The organism is Rhodococcus sp. NPDC077669 (assembly GCF_040686915.1).
Lineage (GTDB): Bacteria > Actinomycetota > Actinomycetes > Mycobacteriales > Mycobacteriaceae > Rhodococcoides > Rhodococcoides fascians.
In genome coordinates, this window is the sequence record NZ_JBFBMD010000001.1 from 59460 (window position 1) to 76641 (window position 17182).

Sequence of the window (17182 nt, forward strand, 5' to 3'; positions counted from 1 at the left end):
CTGCGCGCGCTGTTTGCTGTAATCGCGACATGAACGTCGTGCACAGCTTCGAACCGATAGTCGACGAGCACGCTCACACGCTGATACTCGGTTCGATGCCCGGTGTCGCATCGCTTGCTGCTCAGCAGTATTACGCTCATCCCCGAAATGCGTTCTGGCCGATCATGGGCGCGCTGTTCGGTGCCGGTCCCGAACTTCCGTACAAGGCGCGAACTAAGCGACTGGCGCGCAGCGGGATTGCCGTATGGGACGTACTGAAGCTGTGCACTCGGACCGGAAGCCTGGACTCGGCCATAGTCGAATCATCCATCGTGGCAAACGATGTCGCGAACCTCATCGCAGGTCATCCCGGCATCGACACCGTGCTGTTCAACGGAGCCAAAGCTGCCGACAGCTATCGCAGATACGTCGCGAACGCGGTGCAGCAGGACGTCGAGTGCATCCGTCTGCCGTCCACCAGTCCAGCGCACGCCTCACTCACCCTCGAAGCCAAGACTCGACTGTGGTCGGCAGCACTCAGGCGCGAACGCGTTTCGGGAAGTGGCGAATGAGGCCCTCCTGCACGACGGTTGCGAGCAACTGACCGTCCATCGAGAAGAACCGGCCGGTGGCGAGTCCCCGCGATCCGGCCGCGACCGGCGATTCGGTCGCATACAGAGCCCACTCGTCGAATCGGAACGGTCGGTGAAACCAGATGGAGTGGTTGACCGTCGCCGCCACGATGCGGTCGAGTCCCCAGGACAGTCCATGGGTGGTGATGATCGAATCGAGCACCGTGGTGTCCGACGCGTAGCCCATGGTCGCGGCGTGAAAGATCGACTCGTCCGGCAGATCGCCGTCCGCTTTCATCCACACTCGATTGTGGTTTAGCTTCTCACCGGTGCCGTGCATGATCCACGCCGGATCGTTCGCGTACCGCATGTCGATCGGTTTGAGTGCGTCGACGAACATCTGCAGTCGGTCCTCGAACCCCACGAAGTGGTCGCCGAGAGGCGGCAGAGCATCGGGATACGGAACCTCGGGCACCTCGACGCTGTGCTCGAGGCCCTTACCGAAATCCTGGAAAGCAGCGAGCATGACGAACAGCTCGTTACCGTCCTGCAGCGCAGTGACCTGCCGGTTGGCGAACGCCCGGCCGTCGCGCTGACGACTCACCCGGTATTCGATGGGCTTCTTGACGTCACCACCGCGGATGAAGTGCGCATTGATCGCATGAACGTCCCGGGACGTTCCGGATACGGTCCGGCCGGCGGCGATGAGCGCCTGAGCGACGAGCTGCCCACCGAACGTCCGGCTCCCCACCTGCTCCGGATGCTGTCCGATGAACACATCCTCCTCGGTCTCCTCGAGGGCGAGGAGACCGAGAAGGGTTTCGAGATCGGTTCCGCGTACTGCTGTACTGCTCGGCGCGCTCTCGCTGACGCCGGTTCCCCCCGCTTCGACCACTTACCGGTCCTCTTCTCCGATTCGGTGCACATGGATCAAGTTGGTCGAGCCTACTGTGCCGGGAGGGGCACCGGCGACGATCACGACCTGATCGCCTCGGTTGTAACGACCGAGTTCGAGCAACGCCTTGTCGACCTCTTTGACCATCGCGTCCGTCGAGCCCACATCGGGAACCAGGAACGTCTCGGTGCCCCAGCTCAGGGACAGCTGACTGCGGACCTCGGAGATCGAGGTGAATGCGAGCAACGGCAGTTTGGTGTGGAGGCGAGCCAACCGTCGCACGGTGTCACCCGACTGGGTGAAGGCCACGAGGGCCTTCGCGTCCAGACGCTCGCCGATATCGCGGGCGGCGTAGGAAATGACACCGCGCTTGGTGCGAGGAACGTGAGTCAGAGGAGGAACGCTGTCGCCTTCGGTTTCCACGGTCTCGACGATCCGAGCCATCGTCCGCACCGTCTCCATGACGTACTTGCCGACCGAGGTCTCGCCGGACAGCATGACCGCGTCGGTACCGTCGAGCACTGCGTTGGCGACGTCGGACGCCTCGGCGCGGGTGGGACGGGAGTTCTCGATCATCGATTCGAGCATCTGGGTCGCAACGATGACGGGCTTGGCGTTGGCGCGGGCGATCTGGATCGCGCGCTTCTGCACCAGGGGCACCTGCTCGAGTGGCAACTCGACGCCGAGGTCACCGCGGGCGACCATGATCGCATCGAACGCGAGCACGATGGCTTCGAGGTTGTCGACGGCCTCGGGCTTCTCGAGCTTGGCAATGACCGGAACTCGGCGGCCGACGCGGTCCATGACTGCGTGGACGAGTTCGACATCGGCGGGAGAGCGCACGAAAGAGAGCGCGATGAAATCGCATCCGAGCGCGAGGGCGAACTCGAGGTCCGCAATGTCCTTCTCGCTCATGGCAGGAACGGAGACGTCCATGCCCGGGAGGGAGACGCCCTTGTTGTTACTGACCGGACCACCCTCGGTGACCCGACACAGCACGTCGTTGCCTTCGACGCCGGTGACGACGAGGCCGACCTTGCCGTCGTCGACGAGCAGGCGGTCGCCTTCCTTGGCGTCCTGAGCCAGCTCCTTGTACGTGGTCGACACGCGATCGTGGGTGCCCTCGCACTCCTCGACGGTGATGCGGATGAGTTCACCGGCGGCCCAGGTGGTGGAGCCCTCGGCGAATCGGCCGAGTCGGATCTTCGGTCCCTGCAGGTCGGCCAGGATGCCCACGGCTTTGCCGGTGGCGTCCGATGCGGCGCGAACTCTCTCGTAGTTGGCCTGGTGATCGGGGTGATCGCCATGGCTGAAGTTCAGTCGTGCGACATCCATTCCACTCTCGACGAGTTCGCGGATGCGCTCTGTGGTTGCGGTTGCGGGTCCAAGGGTGCAGACAATCTTCGTACGTCGGCTCACGGTTGCGAGCGTAGCCGCTGGACGCCTTGTTCTCTATCGCAGAGGAACCCGGCCGGATACTACCGACGGGTAGCCTCGCCGGGCCGCTGCTGAAAGCACCTGTACCGGTACAGAGACGAGTGTCACACCACCGCCAGAGGCAGTGCCGTGGGGTGTACCGGGGACGGCAATTCCGAGTGTCCGGTGAGGTAAGCGTCGACCCCGTTGGCAGCCGAACGCCCCTCGGCGATCGCCCACACGACCAACGACGCACCGCGGTGGGCATCCCCACAGACGAACACACCCGGGGCCGTCGTCTGCCAATCGGGACCACACGACAACGCGCCGCGCTTGGTCAGCGCCAGGCCGTAGTCGTCGAGCAGCGGTCCGTGTTCGACACCCTCGAATCCGATGGCGAACAATGCCAGATCACAGGGCAATTCGACCTCTTCACCGATGGGCGTCACGATGCGTCGCCCGTCCGCGTCGCGCTGCACCTCGACCTCGGCGAGCACCATGGCGCGCACATGTCCGCGCTCGTCGCCGAGAAATCGCTGCACCGCGACCTGATGACGCACGACGCCACCCTCCGCATGAGCAGGCGACGTCCGAAGCACCAACGGCCACGACGGCCATGGCGAAAGGCCGTCGTCACGGGCACCGGGAAGAGCAGGGTTGTAGTCGAGCTGAGTGACCGACGCGGCACCCTGACGGTGAGCCGTGCCGAGACAATCGGCCCCGGTGTCTCCGCCGCCGATGATCACCACATGCTTGCCGGCAGCGGATATCGACGTCGGCCCGTCGCCCTCACATTCCTTGTTCGACGGCACCAGATGCTCCATCGCGAGGTGAATGCCGTCGAGTTCGCGGCCGATCACCTCGGTATTGTCGCGAGCCCGCAAAGCGCCGACGGCGAGCACGACCGCATCGAAGCTCGCGCGCAGTTGCTCGACGGTGAAGTCGATGCCGACCTCGCACTCGGTGACGAAATGCGTGCCCTCGGCCCGCATCTGCATCAGCCGCTGATCGAGCACCGACTTCTCCAACTTGAATTCGGGGATTCCGTATCGAAGCAATCCACCGAGCCGATCGTCGCGCTCGTACACGGTGACATCGTGCCCGGCCCTGGTGAGCTGTTGCGCCGCAGCCAGTCCCGCCGGACCCGAACCCACGACGGCCACTCGCTTACCGGTGGTGATCGTCGGAGGCTGGGGAACGACGCTGCCCTGTTCCCAGGCCAGGTCTGCGATGGTCTGCTCGACCCGCTTGATCGTCACACTTCCGCCGGTGGCGGCCTCGGAAATGGACAGGACACAGGCAGATTCACACGGAGCCGGACACACTCGTCCGGTGAACTCCGGAAAGTTGTTGGTGGCGTGCAACCGATCACTGGCCGCGTCCCACCGATCGCGGCGCACGAGATCGTTCCATTCCGGAATCAGGTTGCCCAGCGGGCATCCGGCAGTTCCGGAGTGGCAGAACGGAATTCCGCAATCCATGCAGCGGCGCGCTTGTTCCGAGACCTCGGCTGCGCGTTCGCTGCTGGGCTGATCCGAGTACACCTCGTTCCAGTCCCTGACCCGTTCGTCGATAGGACGCTTGGCGGCCTCACGCTTGACGACCTTCAGAAATCCCTGTGGATCAGCCACGTGCAGCCTCCATGATCGCAGCGTCGACGTCGCGCCCCTCGGCGCGCGCCATTCGTGTCGCCTCCAGCACTCGCTGGTAGTCGACGGGCATGACTTTGGTGAACAGAGCGGACCGGCGGGGCCAGTCGGCGAGCAGCGATGCCGCGACGGTGGAGCCGGTCCAGCGCTCGTGGTTCTCGACCGTCTCGCGCAGCCACACCAGATCGTCCGGATCGGGAACCTGCAACTCGACCATTGCCGTGTTCACGTCCGCGGGGTCGAGACCCAGAACGAAGGCGATACCGCCCGACATGCCGGCCGCCATGTTGCGTCCGGTCGGCCCGAGCACGACCACCCGTCCGCCCGTCATGTACTCGAAGGCGTGATCTCCCACGCCCTCGTTGACCGCAACGGCTCCGGAGTTGCGCACGGCGAACCGCTCCCCCGCCTTACCGCGCAGGTACACCTCCCCCGACGTGGCTCCGTAGAGAATCGTGTTTCCGGCAATGACGTTGTCCTCGGCAACGAACGGTGCGTCCTCGGCCGGTCGGACGACGATGCGTCCTCCCGACAGGCCCTTGCCCACGTAGTCGTTCGCGTCGCCGACGAGATCGATCGTGATTCCGGGCGGCAGGAATGCCCCGAGCGATTGCCCGGCAGAGCCGGTGAACGACACGCGAATCGTGTCGTCGGGTAACCCGGCCGCGCCGTAGCGTCGCGTGACCTCGGACCCCAGAAGTGTTCCGACCGTGCGGTTGACGTTGCGCACGGGCAGCTCCAGCGTCACCGGATGCGCGTCCTCCAATGCGCCCTCGGCCAGCTGGATCAGCGTGCGATCCAGCGCGAAATCGAGGCCGTGGTCCTGATCGCGTAGGCGTCGACGCTGCGTCATGGGCGCGCCGTGTCGATCCACCGGCATCGCGAAGATGGGTGCGAGGTCGAGTCCCTTGCTCTTCCAATGTGCGACGCCGGCAGCGGTCTCGAGCACGTCGGCATGGCCGACGGCCTCGTCGATGCTGCGGAACCCGAGCTGCGCGAGGTACTTTCGCACATCCTCGGCGACGAACCTGAAGAAGTCCTCGAGGAACTCGGGCTTGCCGGTGAATCGCTTGCGCAGTTCGGGGTTCTGAGTCGCGACACCCACTGGGCAGGTGTCGAGATGGCAGACCCGCATCATGATGCATCCCGCGACGATCAGAGGTGCCGTCGAGAACCCGAATTCCTCGGCACCGAGCAGCGCCGCGACGATCACATCACGGCCGGTGCGCATTCCGCCGTCGCACTGGACGGTGATGCGATCGCGAAGTCCGTTGAGCACCAACGTCTGTTGGGCGTCGGCCAGCCCGATTTCCCAGGGCGCACCGGCATGCTTGAGAGACGTCAACGGAGCCGCGCCCGTGCCACCGTCGTATCCCGAGATCAGTACGACGTCGGCGTGCGCCTTGCTCACTCCCGTCGCCACCGTGCCCACTCCTACCGAGCTGACGAGTTTGACGTGGACGCGCGCGTTCTCGTTGGCGTTCTTGAGATCGTGGATCAACTGCGCGAGATCCTCGATGGAATAGATGTCGTGGTGCGGAGGCGGGGAGATCAGGCCGACCCCGGGCGTCGAGTGCCGAGTCTTGGCCACCCACGGGTACACCTTGTAACCGGGCAGCTGCCCGCCCTCACCGGGTTTGGCACCCTGCGCCATCTTGATCTGAATGTCGGTGGCGTTGACCAGATAATCGCTGGTCACCCCGAACCGTCCACTCGCGACCTGCTTGACCGCACTGCGCCGGCTCGGATCGTAGAGGCGGTCGACGTCCTCTCCGCCCTCACCGGAGTTGGAGCGCCCACCCAGATTGTTCATTGCAACGGCCATGGTCTCGTGCGCCTCGGCAGAGATGGATCCGTAGCTCATCGCGCCGGTGTTGAACCGAGTGACGATGGACTCGACCGGCTCCACCTCGTCGAGCGGAACAGGCGTGCGCACCTGGTCTTTGAACTCGAACAGGCCCCGGAGTGCGCCCCCCTCACGGGCGAGCCGGTTCACTTCGTCGCTGTATTTCTGGAACACGTCGTAGCGACCGGTGCGTGTTGCGTGCTGCAACAGGAACACCGTCTCGGGAGTGAACAGGTGAAGTTCGCCCTCACGCCGGAACTGGTACTCGCCGCCGATCTCGAGGCGGCGGTGAACACGGTCGGTGGGATTCTCCGGGTATGCCTTCCGGTGACGGAGTTTGACCTCTTCGGCGAGGACGTCGAGACCGACTCCGCCGAGCTTGCTGACGGTGCCCTTGAAGTACTCGCGCACGACCTCGCGATCGAGACCGACCGCCTCGAAAACCTGTGCGCCGGTGTAGGACCCGACGGTCGAGATGCCCATCTTGGACATGACCTTGAGCACGCCCTTGCCGAGCCCGTACAGGTAGTTGCGCACCGCGACAGTGGGTTCGACCCCGGTGAGCTCGCCTTCGCCGACCAGGTCCTCGATCGACTCCATGGCCAGGTACGGGTTGACCGCCGCCGCACCGAATCCGATCAGCAAGGCCAGGTGGTGCACTTCTCGTGCATCGCCGGACTCGACGACGAGAGCGACCTTGGTGCGTTCCTTGGTGCGCACCAAGTGGTGGTGCACAGCTGAGGTGGCCAGCAGGGACGGAATCGGTGCCCGAGTGTGGTCCGAATCGCGATCGGAGATGATCAGCGTGCGGTAGCCGGCAGCGATGGCTTCCGATGCCCGCATGCGCAGTTCTTCGATGGCCTCGGCCAGACCTTCCCCACCACGCTCGACCTCGTACAGTGCGCGCAGCACGATCGCCGACAGACCGGGATGATCACCGTCGTCGTCGATGTGGATGATCTTGTTGAGTTCGTCGTTGTCGAGCACCGGCCACGGCAACACGATCTGCCTGCACGACGCGGCAGTGGGCTCGAGCAAATTCTGCTCCGGTCCCATCACTCGCGACAACGACGTCACGATCTCTTCTCGGATGGAGTCGAGTGGCGGGTTCGTGACCTGCGCGAACAGTTCGATGAAGTAGTCGTACAGCTGACGAGATCGCTGGGACATCACCGCGGACGGGGTGTCGGTCCCCATCGACCCCAGTGGCTCGCCCCCGGAGGCGGCCATCGGCGTGAGCACGACGCGGAGATCTTCCTCGGTGTAGCCGAAGGCGATCTGTCTGCGAATCACGGACTCGTGGTTGTACTGAATGTGGGCGCGCTCGGGCAGGCTCTTGATTTCCAGCAATCCGGCGTGCAGCCATTCCTGGTAGGGATGTTCCTGCGCCAGTTGCAGTTTGATCTCCTCGTCGGGAACGAGACGCCCGGCGACGGTGTCGACCAGAAACATCTTGCCCGGTTCGAGGCGGCCCTTGGCGACGACCTGAGATTGCGGCACGTCCAGGACACCCGCCTCGCTGGCGAGGATCACCCGACCGTCGGCCGTCTGCCACCACCGACCGGGGCGCAGACCGTTGCGATCGAGAACGGCCCCGACGTAGCTACCGTCGGTGAACGTGACGCAGGCCGGACCGTCCCACGCTTCCATCATCGACGAGTGGAACTGATAGAACGCCCGTACCCGCGGATCCATCGTGCGATGGTTCTCCCACGGCTCCGGCACCATCATCATCACGACGTGGGGAACGCTCCGGCCGCCCAGGTGCAGCAATTCGAGGACCTCGTCGAGCGACACCGAATCGGATGCATCGGGATTACAGATGGGGAAGAGCCGCTCCAGATCGCCGGGGATGAGATCGCTGGACAGCATCGCTTCCCGAGCTCGCATCCGGTTCCTGTTGCCCTTGACCGTGTTGATCTCTCCGTTGTGCGCTACGTAGCGGTGCGGGTGCGCCAACGGCCACGACGGGAAGGTATTGGTGGAAAAACGACTGTGCACGATGGCAATTGCACTCGTACACAACGGGTTACGCAGCTCCGGGAAGAACAGGGGCAGCTGCATGGTGGTGAGCATGCCCTTGTAGACGATGGTGCGTGCGGACAGCGAAGGGAAGAACAGGCCCGAGCCTTCTGCCTCGATCTCCGGGGTGACGCGCTCCGACCGCTTACGCAGCCCGTACACCAATCGGTCGAGTTCGAGACCGGCCGGACGTGAACCGTCGACCTCGGGGGCCGCGACGAAGAGATAGCTCATGTACGGCATGCATCCGAGCGCCGTCAGTCCGACATCGGCACGATCGGGATCGACCTCGACCGGAACCCACCCCAGGACCTCGAGACCCTCTTCGGCTGCAATGGATTCGACTCGCTGCACGGCCGACCCGCGCTCACGGATGCCCTGCGGCAGAAAGCAGACACCCGCCGCGAAGGTGTTCTCGCCGTCGCCGTTGGCGGACGGTAACTCGAACGACGACAACGAATCGAGAAGTTCTACGGGCAGCTGGATCAGAATGCCCGCGCCGTCACCACTGTTGGGCTCGGCACCGGCAGCACCACGATGTTCCAGATTCTCCAGTGCCAGAACACCGTCGGACACGATCGAGTGCGAACGGCGTCCGGCGATGTCCGCGATCATCGCGACGCCGCAGGAGTCCTTCTCCGCGCTCGGGTCGTACAGTCCTTGCTCGGCAGGCATCCGAGAAAACAACACCACGATCACCTCCACGTAGACCGGTGGGTGCTTCGGATGGCGCAGTGTCGACACGCTGCACTGTGAGCCTCGGCTACCCCGCCGGCTGGTCGCCCGAACCGACATAAAGTGCCGGATCGACCGAATTCGATGCCTATCGGGAATTCACCGGGACAGCTCTGGCCCGCGAAAGAATCCGAGATCGCTCTCGGATGGCGAAATCGTATCAGTTGCCGATCGCAACGATGCAATCGCGAACGGCGCTGGGCTCAGTCGCGCAGGGGGCGCCCGTGTTCATCGCGCACGCTGCCCGTGAGCATCATGATCCCGTCGATCAGCGGCCAGATACCGCCGATGCCGCACGTGAGCCACGTGACCGCGATCTGCGCCACCGCAATTCCCGGCTGATTCAAATAGAAGCGTCCTGCGCCGAAAACACCCAGCAGGATGTTCAGCAGCCCGGCAGTGAGCTTCTGCTTGTCCGAGAACGGTTCACCGGTGACGGGATGCCGTCCGTAAGGAGCGCTCGGATCCACCCAACCGGGAGCACCGGCGTACTGGGGGCCTAGGTAGTGGGGTCCTCCGTACTGGGGTCCTCCGTACTGGGGACCTCCGTATTGGGGACCGCCCGGAAACGGGGGCGGCGGGTAACCCGCACCGGGCGGTGGACCGTCCGGTGCACCGGAGCTACGGTCGTCACCTCCGGACGCGCCGTACGGATCACTGCCCCAATTCGGCGGACCGTAGCTGGGGTCGGGTGCGCCGTACACCGGGCCCGGTGCCGCGTTCTTCTCGAACGAGATGGTGGGCTCCGAACCCGAGCCGTCTCCCGCCGATCCGCCCGGTGTCGATCCGTCCGATGACGATGTACCTGAATCACTCACAACGAACTCCCTCGACGACGCGCTACGGGTAGGTCGATCAGTCTCGCAGCTTGAGCCCGCGACTGTCGGGAACATTGCCGACGAGAATCAGCACGGCGTCCACGACATGCCACACGAACAGTCCGAACAACAGAATCAAGCCGAGGCCGAACACCACGGTCAGCAGCACGCCGAAGAAGAACAGCAGCAACTGCGCGACACCGATTCCGGTGCTACCGATGTAGAAACGACCCACACCGAGCCAGCCGAGGAACAGCTGAAGTAGTCCAACGACGATCTTCGATTTGTCCGACAACGGTTCACCGGTGACCGGATCCCGCCCGTACGGCGCGTCGGGTCCGACACCGAAACCGGGCCCGGCCGAAAAGCCCTGTGCTTGGCCATAGGCCTGCTGGCCATACCCCTGCTGGCCGTAACCCTGCTGGCCGTAACCCTGCTGGCCGTACCCTTGCTGGCCGTAGCCCGACTGCTGGCCGTAGCCCGAGTGCTGGCCGTACCCCGGCTGGCCATACCCCTGTTGGCCGTATCCCCCAGTCTGGCCGTACCCCTGTGGTGGACCGTAGGGCGACTGTTGGCCGTAACCCGGCTGACCGTATCCCTGGTACTCGGATCCCGGTGTCGGGTAACCGGCGGACGGCGGAAGGCCACCGATCGAATTGTCGATACTGCCGTCTGGGCTGGGGGCCGGATAGCTAGGAGTACTGGACCAGCCGGGCCCGTTGCCGATACCCGAATAGGTGTCCCAGCCCGGTCCGGTAGAACCGGCGGGACCGTGCGAGGGTGCAGACTCGGATGTCGCGGGCGGCTCGGAGAGCGACGCCTCGGCCGTTGCGTCGTAGTCGAACGGTGTACCGAAAGAGCCGGCCGACTTGTCGGTGCCGCCGCCCGAATCAGCAGGGTCGGGGTGTGCCCTCTTCTCGAAATCAACCACGGGTACTGCCTTCTTCCTCGGCTTTCTTCTCGGACGATGTCTCGCCCGTGCCTTCCTGCGTATCGCCGTCGGCGGACTCGCCACCCGTCTTGTCTTCGCTGTCGCGACCGTCGTCGTCGTTCGACTTCAATGCCGCCGGGTCTTCGCGACCCTTGGTGGCGAGAACGAAATACGCGACCGCGAGCACGAAGATGATCGCCGAGGTGAACGAGTTCACGCGAATGCCGGCGATCTTCGTCGCGAAGTCGTCTCGCATGAGTTCCACCCAGAACCGACCGACGCAGTATCCGGCCACGTAGAGCGCGAACAGTCGACCGTGGCCGATCGTGTACTTCCGGTCGACGAGTACCAGGAGGACGACGATCAGGACGCTCCACAGCAGTTCGTAGAGAAACGTCGGGTGGACGACCTTCTCGACCATTCCGGTGGACACGCCGTTCAGCGGATCGAGCCGGCCGTTCGCATCGAGTCGCTCGTAGATCTCGAGACCCCACGGTTGCGTGGTTTCGCGACCGTAGAGCTCCTGGTTGAAGTAGTTGCCGATGCGGCCGATTGCCTGGGCCAGCAGGATCGGCGGGCCTACCGCGTCACCGAATGCCGGGAGTGGGATGCCGCGTCGACGACACGCGATCCAGGCGCCGACTCCGCCGAGGAACACCGCGCCCCAGATTCCGAGGCCGCCATTCCACACGTAGAGCGCCTCGATCGGCCGACCGCCGGCACCGAAGTACGTCTTCCAGTCGGTGGCCACGTGGTACAGCCGGCCACCGAGAAGCCCGAAAGGTACGGCCCACACGGCGACGTCGAGGACCGTGCCCTTGGTTCCGCCGCGAGCGACCCACCGGCGATCTCCCCACACCACGGCCACCACGATGCCGATGATGATGAACAGGGCGTAGGCACGGAGCGCGAGCGGTCCGACGTGCCACACCCCCTGCGCGGGACTGGGAATGTAGGCCAGGAAGGCGGTCGAAGTCACGACGCTACGTTAGCGGAGCGGACACCCTCGGCGAGTTCGGTCGTCAGGTCACGAACCGCGTCGAGACCGTTGTCGACAGCGGTCACCAAAGCCGAGCCGACGATGACCGCGTCGGCATACTTCGCGATCTCGGCAGCCTGTGCGCCCGACCGAACGCCGAGACCGACGCCGATCGGAATGTCGGAATGCTCGCGGATACGCGCCGCCAACGCCGGTGCCATCGAGGACACCGCGTCGCGGGCACCGGTCACGCCCATCGTCGAGGCGGCGTAGACGAAGCCGCTGCTGGCTTCGACGGTGCTGACGAGTCGCTCCTCCGTCGTCGACGGTGCGACGAGGAAGATTCGGTCGAGTCCGTACCGATCCGAGACCTCGATCCATTCCTGAGCCTCATCGGGGATCAGGTCGGGAGTGATGATTCCGAGTCCACCCGCATCGGCGAGGCTCCGGGCGAAATTCTCGATGCCGTATTTGAGCACCAGATTCCAGTAGGTCATGACGACCGCTTTGCCACCCGCGGCTGCGACCTGCTCGGTGACGGCGAAGACGTCCTTGACCCGGGCACCGGCCCGCAGCGCCACGTCTGCAGCAGCTTGGATCGTGGGGCCGTCCATCACCGGATCGGAGTACGGGATGCCGACCTCGACGATGTCGCACCCGGCATCGACCATGGTCTTGAAGACCTCGATCGACCGGGGGACGGTCGGAAAGCCGGCGGGCAAGTATCCGACGAGTGCAGCGCGCCCTTCGGCACGGCACTGGGCGAACGTCCCGGAGAGGCGAGAGTCGTTGTTGCTCATGGCTTGATACCTGCTTCGTCGTCCACGTTCGCTTCGCCGTCTCCGTCGATCAGACCGAACCACTCGGCTGCGGTGTCGACGTCCTTGTCGCCGCGACCGGACAGGTTGACCAGGATGATGGCACCTTCACCCAGTTCCTTGCCGAGGGTGAGTGCGCCGGCGATGGCGTGCGACGATTCGATGGCCGGGATGATGCCCTCGGTGCGGCACAGCAGCTTGAAGGCGTTCATCGCCTCGGTGTCCGTCACGCCGCGGTACTCGGCGCGCCCGATGTCGTGCAGGTACGAATGCTCGGGTCCGACCCCGGGATAGTCCAATCCTGCTGAGATGGAATGGGATTCGACTGTCTGGCCGTCCTCGTTCTGCAGCAGGTACGAGTAGGCACCGTGCAGGGCTCCAGGCGTACCACCGCTGATGGTCGCCGCGTGACGACCGGTCTCGACTCCGTCGCCGGCAGCCTCGAACCCGACGAGACGCACATCGGCGTCGTCGATGAACGCGTGGAAGATTCCGATGGCGTTGGACCCGCCGCCGACGCATGCCGCGATGGCATCGGGCAGGCGGCCGGTGGATGCGAGGACCTGCTGCCGCGCTTCGAGGCCGATGATGCGCTGGAAATCGCGGACCATCACCGGGAACGGATGCGGCCCCGCGACGGTTCCGAAGCAGTAATAAGTGTTGTCGGCGTGGGTGACCCAGTCTCGCAGTGCCTCGTTGATCGCATCCTTGAGAGTGCGCGAACCGGACTTCACTGCGACGACTTCCGACCCGAGCAAACGCATCCGGGCGACGTTGAGGGCCTGGCGCTCGGTGTCGACCTCACCCATGTAGACGACGCAGTCGAGACCCATCAGGGCACAGGCCGTGGCGGTCGCGACGCCGTGCTGACCGGCACCGGTCTCTGCGATGACACGAGTCTTGCCCATTCGCTTGGCGAGCAGAACTTGCCCGAGCACGTTGTTGATCTTGTGAGAACCGGTGTGATTCAGGTCTTCTCGCTTGAGCAGGATCCGAGCGCCACCGGCATGCTCGGACAACCGGGTCGCCTCGAACACCGGAGATGGGCGACCGGTGTAATCGCGCTGCAGCCGATCCAGCTCACCGAGGAACTCGTTGTCGCTGCGCACTTTCTCGTACTCGGCGGTGACTTCCTCGATCACACCCATCAACGCCTCGGGCACGAACCTGCCCCCGTACACGCCGAAGTGACCGCCCACGTCGGGCTCGTGCGCGCTGCGATCGGTGAGGCCGATGCTGCTCTGCGGCAGATCAGCGCCCTTGAAGCGGACTACCTGAGGGGCGTCCGCGGCGGAAGAAGTTTGGCTGGTGCTCACCCCTCCAGTGTGCCCCAACGGCGGACCGTCGCCGCGTTCGGGTGGGGTGCCGGTTCAGCGTGCGGGTTTCGGGCACGACGGGTGCGTGCCCGCCGTCACCAGGTCCGAGACCGCAGTGCGCGGATCGCCCGCGGTGACCAGACCTTCTCCGACCAACACTGCGTCGGCGCCGGCTCCGGCGTACGCGAGAAGGTCGGCAGTGCCCCGCACTCCCGACTCGGCAACGCGAATGATCTCACTGGGCAGACCGGGCGCGATACGGCCGAAACTGTCGCGATCGATCTCGAGGGTCTTGAGGTTGCGGGCGTTGATACCGATGACGCTGGCACCCGCCTCGAGTGCGCGATCGGCCTCGGCCTCGGTGTGGACCTCGACGAGTGCCGTCATGCCGAGTGACTCCGTGCGATCGAGAAGAGACGTGAGTGCGTCCTGCTCCAGGGCCGCGACGATCAGCAAGATGACGTCCGCGCCGTGGGCTCGGGCCTCGTGGATCTGGTACGGACCGACGATGAAATCCTTGCGCAGCACAGGAATCGAGACTGCGGCTCGCACCGCGTCGAGATCGGCGAGCGATCCCCGGAAACGACGCTCCTCGGTCAACACGCTGATGACCCGAGCGCCACCCTGCTCGTAGGCACGCGCGAGCACCGCAGGATCACCGATGTCGGCCAACGCGCCCTTGGACGGGCTCGCACGCTTGACCTCGGCAATGACGCCGATGCCGTCCTCGCGGAGGGCAGCCGCCGCGTCGAGAGGTGCCGGGGCCAGCTTCGCTGCTGCCTTCACCGCAGCGAAATCGATCACCGATTCACGCGCGGCGACGTCGGCTCGTACACCGTCGAGAATCGAGTCGAGAACAGTCATGGTGCCCCAGTCCTTTCTGAGCATCGACATTCGATGTGAGGAATCTCATCGAGGTCGGAACCTAGCGTAGAGGGCCGAATCAATCCGACGAACGCCGGGTACCGGACTCGTCGGTAGGGTCTTCACCGGCATCGAGCGCGTCCCACATCATGCGCTCGGTCAGGTCTTCACCCTCGTCCTGTGCACCCACGGCGGACGTGGTTCCAGCGGCCCGGCGAGCCACTTCGTCGCGCCGCACAGCCGGAGCTGCGTACTTGGACGAGAGTACCTGTGGGCCAAAAGATTTCCGAATCGACAGGGCAGCCGCCGCGAACGCACACAGGGCCCCTGCGAGCGTGATCAGCGCGGGCAGTGTCGATGCCGTCGTCATCGTCACCTCGGCACGAGCCGGGAGCTCGGCGAGCGCAGCCGCCTCCGAGTCCGAAGCCCCCGCGGCGAGTAGCCGAACGGCCGGAATCGCCGCAGCGATCGCAACCACCGCGATGAGCAACGCCAGAACCCGAGATGCCCACCCGCGCACCGCGAACGAGGCCGCCACAGCAGCGACAAGCACCAAGGCGAGAGGAGTCGTCGCCGCGGCCCAGGTACTGCCGACGAGATCGTCGGTCCGGCTCTCGCCGAGACCGTCGGAGGACGTCACGCTCACCCACGTCATTCTGGGCGCACCCCACAGGCATGCGGCCGCAACCACGAGCAGCACGACAGGCAGAACGGCCGATCCGCGGCCGCCGGAGCGTTCGGTCATCGGCCACCTACCTCACGCAGCGTTTCGGCTGCTGCGACGGCACTCAGCACGGCCATGGCCTTGTTCCTCGCTTCTTCGTCCTCGTACTCCGCTACCGAGTCGGCCACGACTCCGGCACCGGCCTGCACGTACGCCGTGCCGTCCTTGATGAGCGCGGTGCGAATCGAGATTGCGGTATCGGCGTCCCCGGCGAAGTCGAGATAGCCGACGATGCCGCCGTAGATGCCACGCCGCGTCGGCTCGAGCTCGTCGATCAGTTCCATCGCCCGCACCTTGGGTGCACCCGACAGCGTGCCCGCGGGGAAGCACGCCTTGACTGCGTCCAGAGCCCGCTTTCCCTCGGCGAGCCGTCCCGTCACCGTCGACACCAGGTGCATGACGTGGCTGTAGCGCTCGATATGGCGATAGTCGCCCACGCGCACCGTCCCGGGAGCACACACTCGGCCGAGATCGTTGCGACCGAGATCGACGAGCATCAGATGCTCCGCGTTCTCCTTCTCGTCGGCCAGCAGATCCTTCTCGAGCAGCACATCGTCCTCCTCGGAGGCACCGCGCCAGCGCGTACCGGCGATCGGGTGCGTGGTCGCGAGACCGTCCTTGACCGTCACGAGAGCTTCGGGGCTGGATCCGACGATCGAGAACGCAGTCTCGTCGTTCTCCCCTGGTACGTGCATCAGATACATGTACGGGCTGGGATTCGAGGCCCGCAGCATGCGATAGACGTCGAGAGGAGACGCCTCGGTGTCCATCTCGAAGCGCTGCGAGAGCACCACCTGAAACGCTTCACCGGCCTCGATCTCCTCGACCAGCCGCTCGACATCGGCACCGAATCCCTCCGATGTCCGCTGCCTGCGGAAACGGGGCGCGGACTTGGAGAAGACCGACACCGTCGACGCAGCAGGCTCGGACAGATCCGCGCACATCCGGTCCAGGCGACTCACCGCGTCGTCGTAGGCCCGGTCGACGTGCTCGTCGGTGCCGTTCCAGTTGACCGCGTTCGCGATCAGGGTGATCGATCCTTCGTGATGGTCCACGGCCGCCAGATCGGTGGCCAGCAACATGACCATCTCGGGAATGCCGAGATCGTCCTGCGCATGTTCGGGCAACTTCTCGATGCGCCGCACCGAGTCGTATCCGAGGTATCCGACCATTCCGCCGGTCAACGGCGGCAGGCCCGGCACGCGCTCGGAATGGAGTAGCTCCAAGGTTCGGGCCAACACGTCGAGGGGGTCACCGCCGCTCGGGACGCCTGCGGGCACGTTGCCGCGCCACGCCGCCTCGCCGTCGACCACCGTCAGCGCCGCAGGCGCACCCGCACCGATGAACGACCATCTCGACCACGAACGCCCGTTCTCCGCGGATTCGAGCAAGAACGTTCCGGGTCGGTCGGCGGCAAGCTTGCGGTACGCCGACAACGGAGTTTCGGAGTCGGCGAGCACCTTTCGCGTCACCGGCACCACTCGATGCTCGGCGGCGAGCTGGCGGAACACCTCCCGGGACGTGGTCGAGTCCGCGGCATCGGTGGGTTGGGCGTCGATGGGTGCGGCGTCCATGGATGCGGTCTCGGTGGGGCTCGTGTGGGGAGTCGTCTCGCCGT

General features: G+C 65.1%; 13 protein-coding genes. 1 reads left to right on the forward strand and 12 read right to left on the reverse strand.

Features of this window, described 5'->3' with window-relative positions; all coding sequences use genetic code 11:
* Window positions 1-29 precede the first annotated feature (29 nt).
* Window positions 30-551: a DNA-deoxyinosine glycosylase gene (locus tag AB0P23_RS00270; RefSeq protein WP_032400007.1), complete on the forward strand. Its 522-nt coding sequence runs from the start codon at window positions 30-32 to the stop codon at window positions 549-551.
* Here the strand turns inward: AB0P23_RS00270 and AB0P23_RS00275 are convergent.
* The 12 genes from AB0P23_RS00275 to AB0P23_RS00330 all read right to left on the reverse strand — a co-directional run bounded on the left by AB0P23_RS00275 (window position 517) and on the right by AB0P23_RS00330 (window position 17138).
* Entirely contained in the window at window positions 517-1446 is a 930-nt protein-coding gene (locus AB0P23_RS00275) for an acyl-CoA thioesterase II (RefSeq protein WP_032370334.1), read from the reverse strand. The genes AB0P23_RS00270 and AB0P23_RS00275 overlap by 35 nt on opposite strands.
* Entirely contained in the window at window positions 1447-2865 is a 1419-nt protein-coding gene (gene pyk, locus AB0P23_RS00280) for a pyruvate kinase (RefSeq protein WP_027497274.1), read from the reverse strand. It abuts the gene before it with no gap.
* A gap of 122 nt (window positions 2866-2987) precedes the next feature.
* A complete protein-coding gene (locus AB0P23_RS00285; RefSeq protein ID WP_027497275.1) occupies window positions 2988-4493 on the reverse strand; it encodes a glutamate synthase subunit beta in 1506 nt (501 codons plus the stop codon).
* Window positions 4486-9069, reverse strand: a complete 4584-nt coding sequence (gene gltB / locus AB0P23_RS00290; RefSeq protein ID WP_032400068.1) for a glutamate synthase large subunit — start codon at window positions 9067-9069, stop codon at window positions 4486-4488. Before gltB ends, AB0P23_RS00285 begins: the two co-directional genes overlap by 8 nt.
* Before the next feature lie 248 nt (window positions 9070-9317).
* On the reverse strand, window positions 9318-9932 hold the full coding sequence (locus tag AB0P23_RS00295) for a TM2 domain-containing protein (RefSeq protein WP_052061431.1): 615 nt from the start codon (window positions 9930-9932) through the stop codon (window positions 9318-9320).
* A 37-nt stretch (window positions 9933-9969) separates the two neighbouring features.
* Window positions 9970-10863 carry a TM2 domain-containing protein gene (locus AB0P23_RS00300; protein ID WP_283541657.1) on the reverse strand — a complete coding sequence of 298 codons (894 nt, stop codon included), beginning with the start codon at window positions 10861-10863 and terminating at the stop codon, window positions 9970-9972.
* Window positions 10856-11842, reverse strand: coding sequence for a prolipoprotein diacylglyceryl transferase (gene lgt / locus AB0P23_RS00305; RefSeq protein WP_032368071.1), 987 nt, complete (start codon window positions 11840-11842; stop codon window positions 10856-10858). The genes AB0P23_RS00300 and lgt overlap by 8 nt, the downstream gene beginning before the upstream one ends.
* Window positions 11839-12642: a tryptophan synthase subunit alpha gene (trpA, locus tag AB0P23_RS00310; protein WP_027497278.1), complete on the reverse strand. Its 804-nt coding sequence runs from the start codon at window positions 12640-12642 to the stop codon at window positions 11839-11841. The genes lgt and trpA overlap by 4 nt, the downstream gene beginning before the upstream one ends.
* Window positions 12639-13910: a tryptophan synthase subunit beta gene (gene trpB, locus AB0P23_RS00315; protein WP_045841352.1), complete on the reverse strand. Its 1272-nt coding sequence runs from the start codon at window positions 13908-13910 to the stop codon at window positions 12639-12641. Before trpB ends, trpA begins: the two co-directional genes overlap by 4 nt.
* A 120-nt stretch (window positions 13911-14030) precedes the next feature.
* A complete protein-coding gene (gene trpC, locus AB0P23_RS00320; protein ID WP_027497280.1) occupies window positions 14031-14840 on the reverse strand; it encodes an indole-3-glycerol phosphate synthase TrpC in 810 nt (269 codons plus the stop codon).
* 79 nt (window positions 14841-14919) lie between these two features.
* Window positions 14920-15585, reverse strand: coding sequence for a TIGR02234 family membrane protein (locus AB0P23_RS00325; RefSeq protein WP_363796542.1), 666 nt, complete (start codon window positions 15583-15585; stop codon window positions 14920-14922).
* Window positions 15582-17138, reverse strand: coding sequence for an anthranilate synthase component I (locus tag AB0P23_RS00330; RefSeq protein WP_363796734.1), 1557 nt, complete (start codon window positions 17136-17138; stop codon window positions 15582-15584). Before AB0P23_RS00330 ends, AB0P23_RS00325 begins: the two co-directional genes overlap by 4 nt.
* Between the last annotated feature and the right edge of the window lie 44 nt (window positions 17139-17182).

Excerpts from the sequence above, each read along its gene's own strand:
- AB0P23_RS00270 (WP_032400007.1), top strand. The coding sequence starts at position 30 with ATGAACGTCGTGCACAGCTTCGAACCGATAGTCGACGAGCACGCTCAC.
- trpA (WP_027497278.1), bottom strand. The coding sequence starts at position 12,642 with ATGAGCAACAACGACTCTCGCCTCTCCGGGACGTTCGCCCAGTGCCGT.
- trpC (WP_027497280.1), bottom strand. The coding sequence starts at position 14,840 with ATGACTGTTCTCGACTCGATTCTCGACGGTGTACGAGCCGACGTCGCC.
- AB0P23_RS00325 (WP_363796542.1), bottom strand. The coding sequence starts at position 15,585 with ATGACCGAACGCTCCGGCGGCCGCGGATCGGCCGTTCTGCCTGTCGTG.
- AB0P23_RS00330 (WP_363796734.1), bottom strand. The coding sequence starts at position 17,138 with ATGGACGCCGCACCCATCGACGCCCAACCCACCGATGCCGCGGACTCG.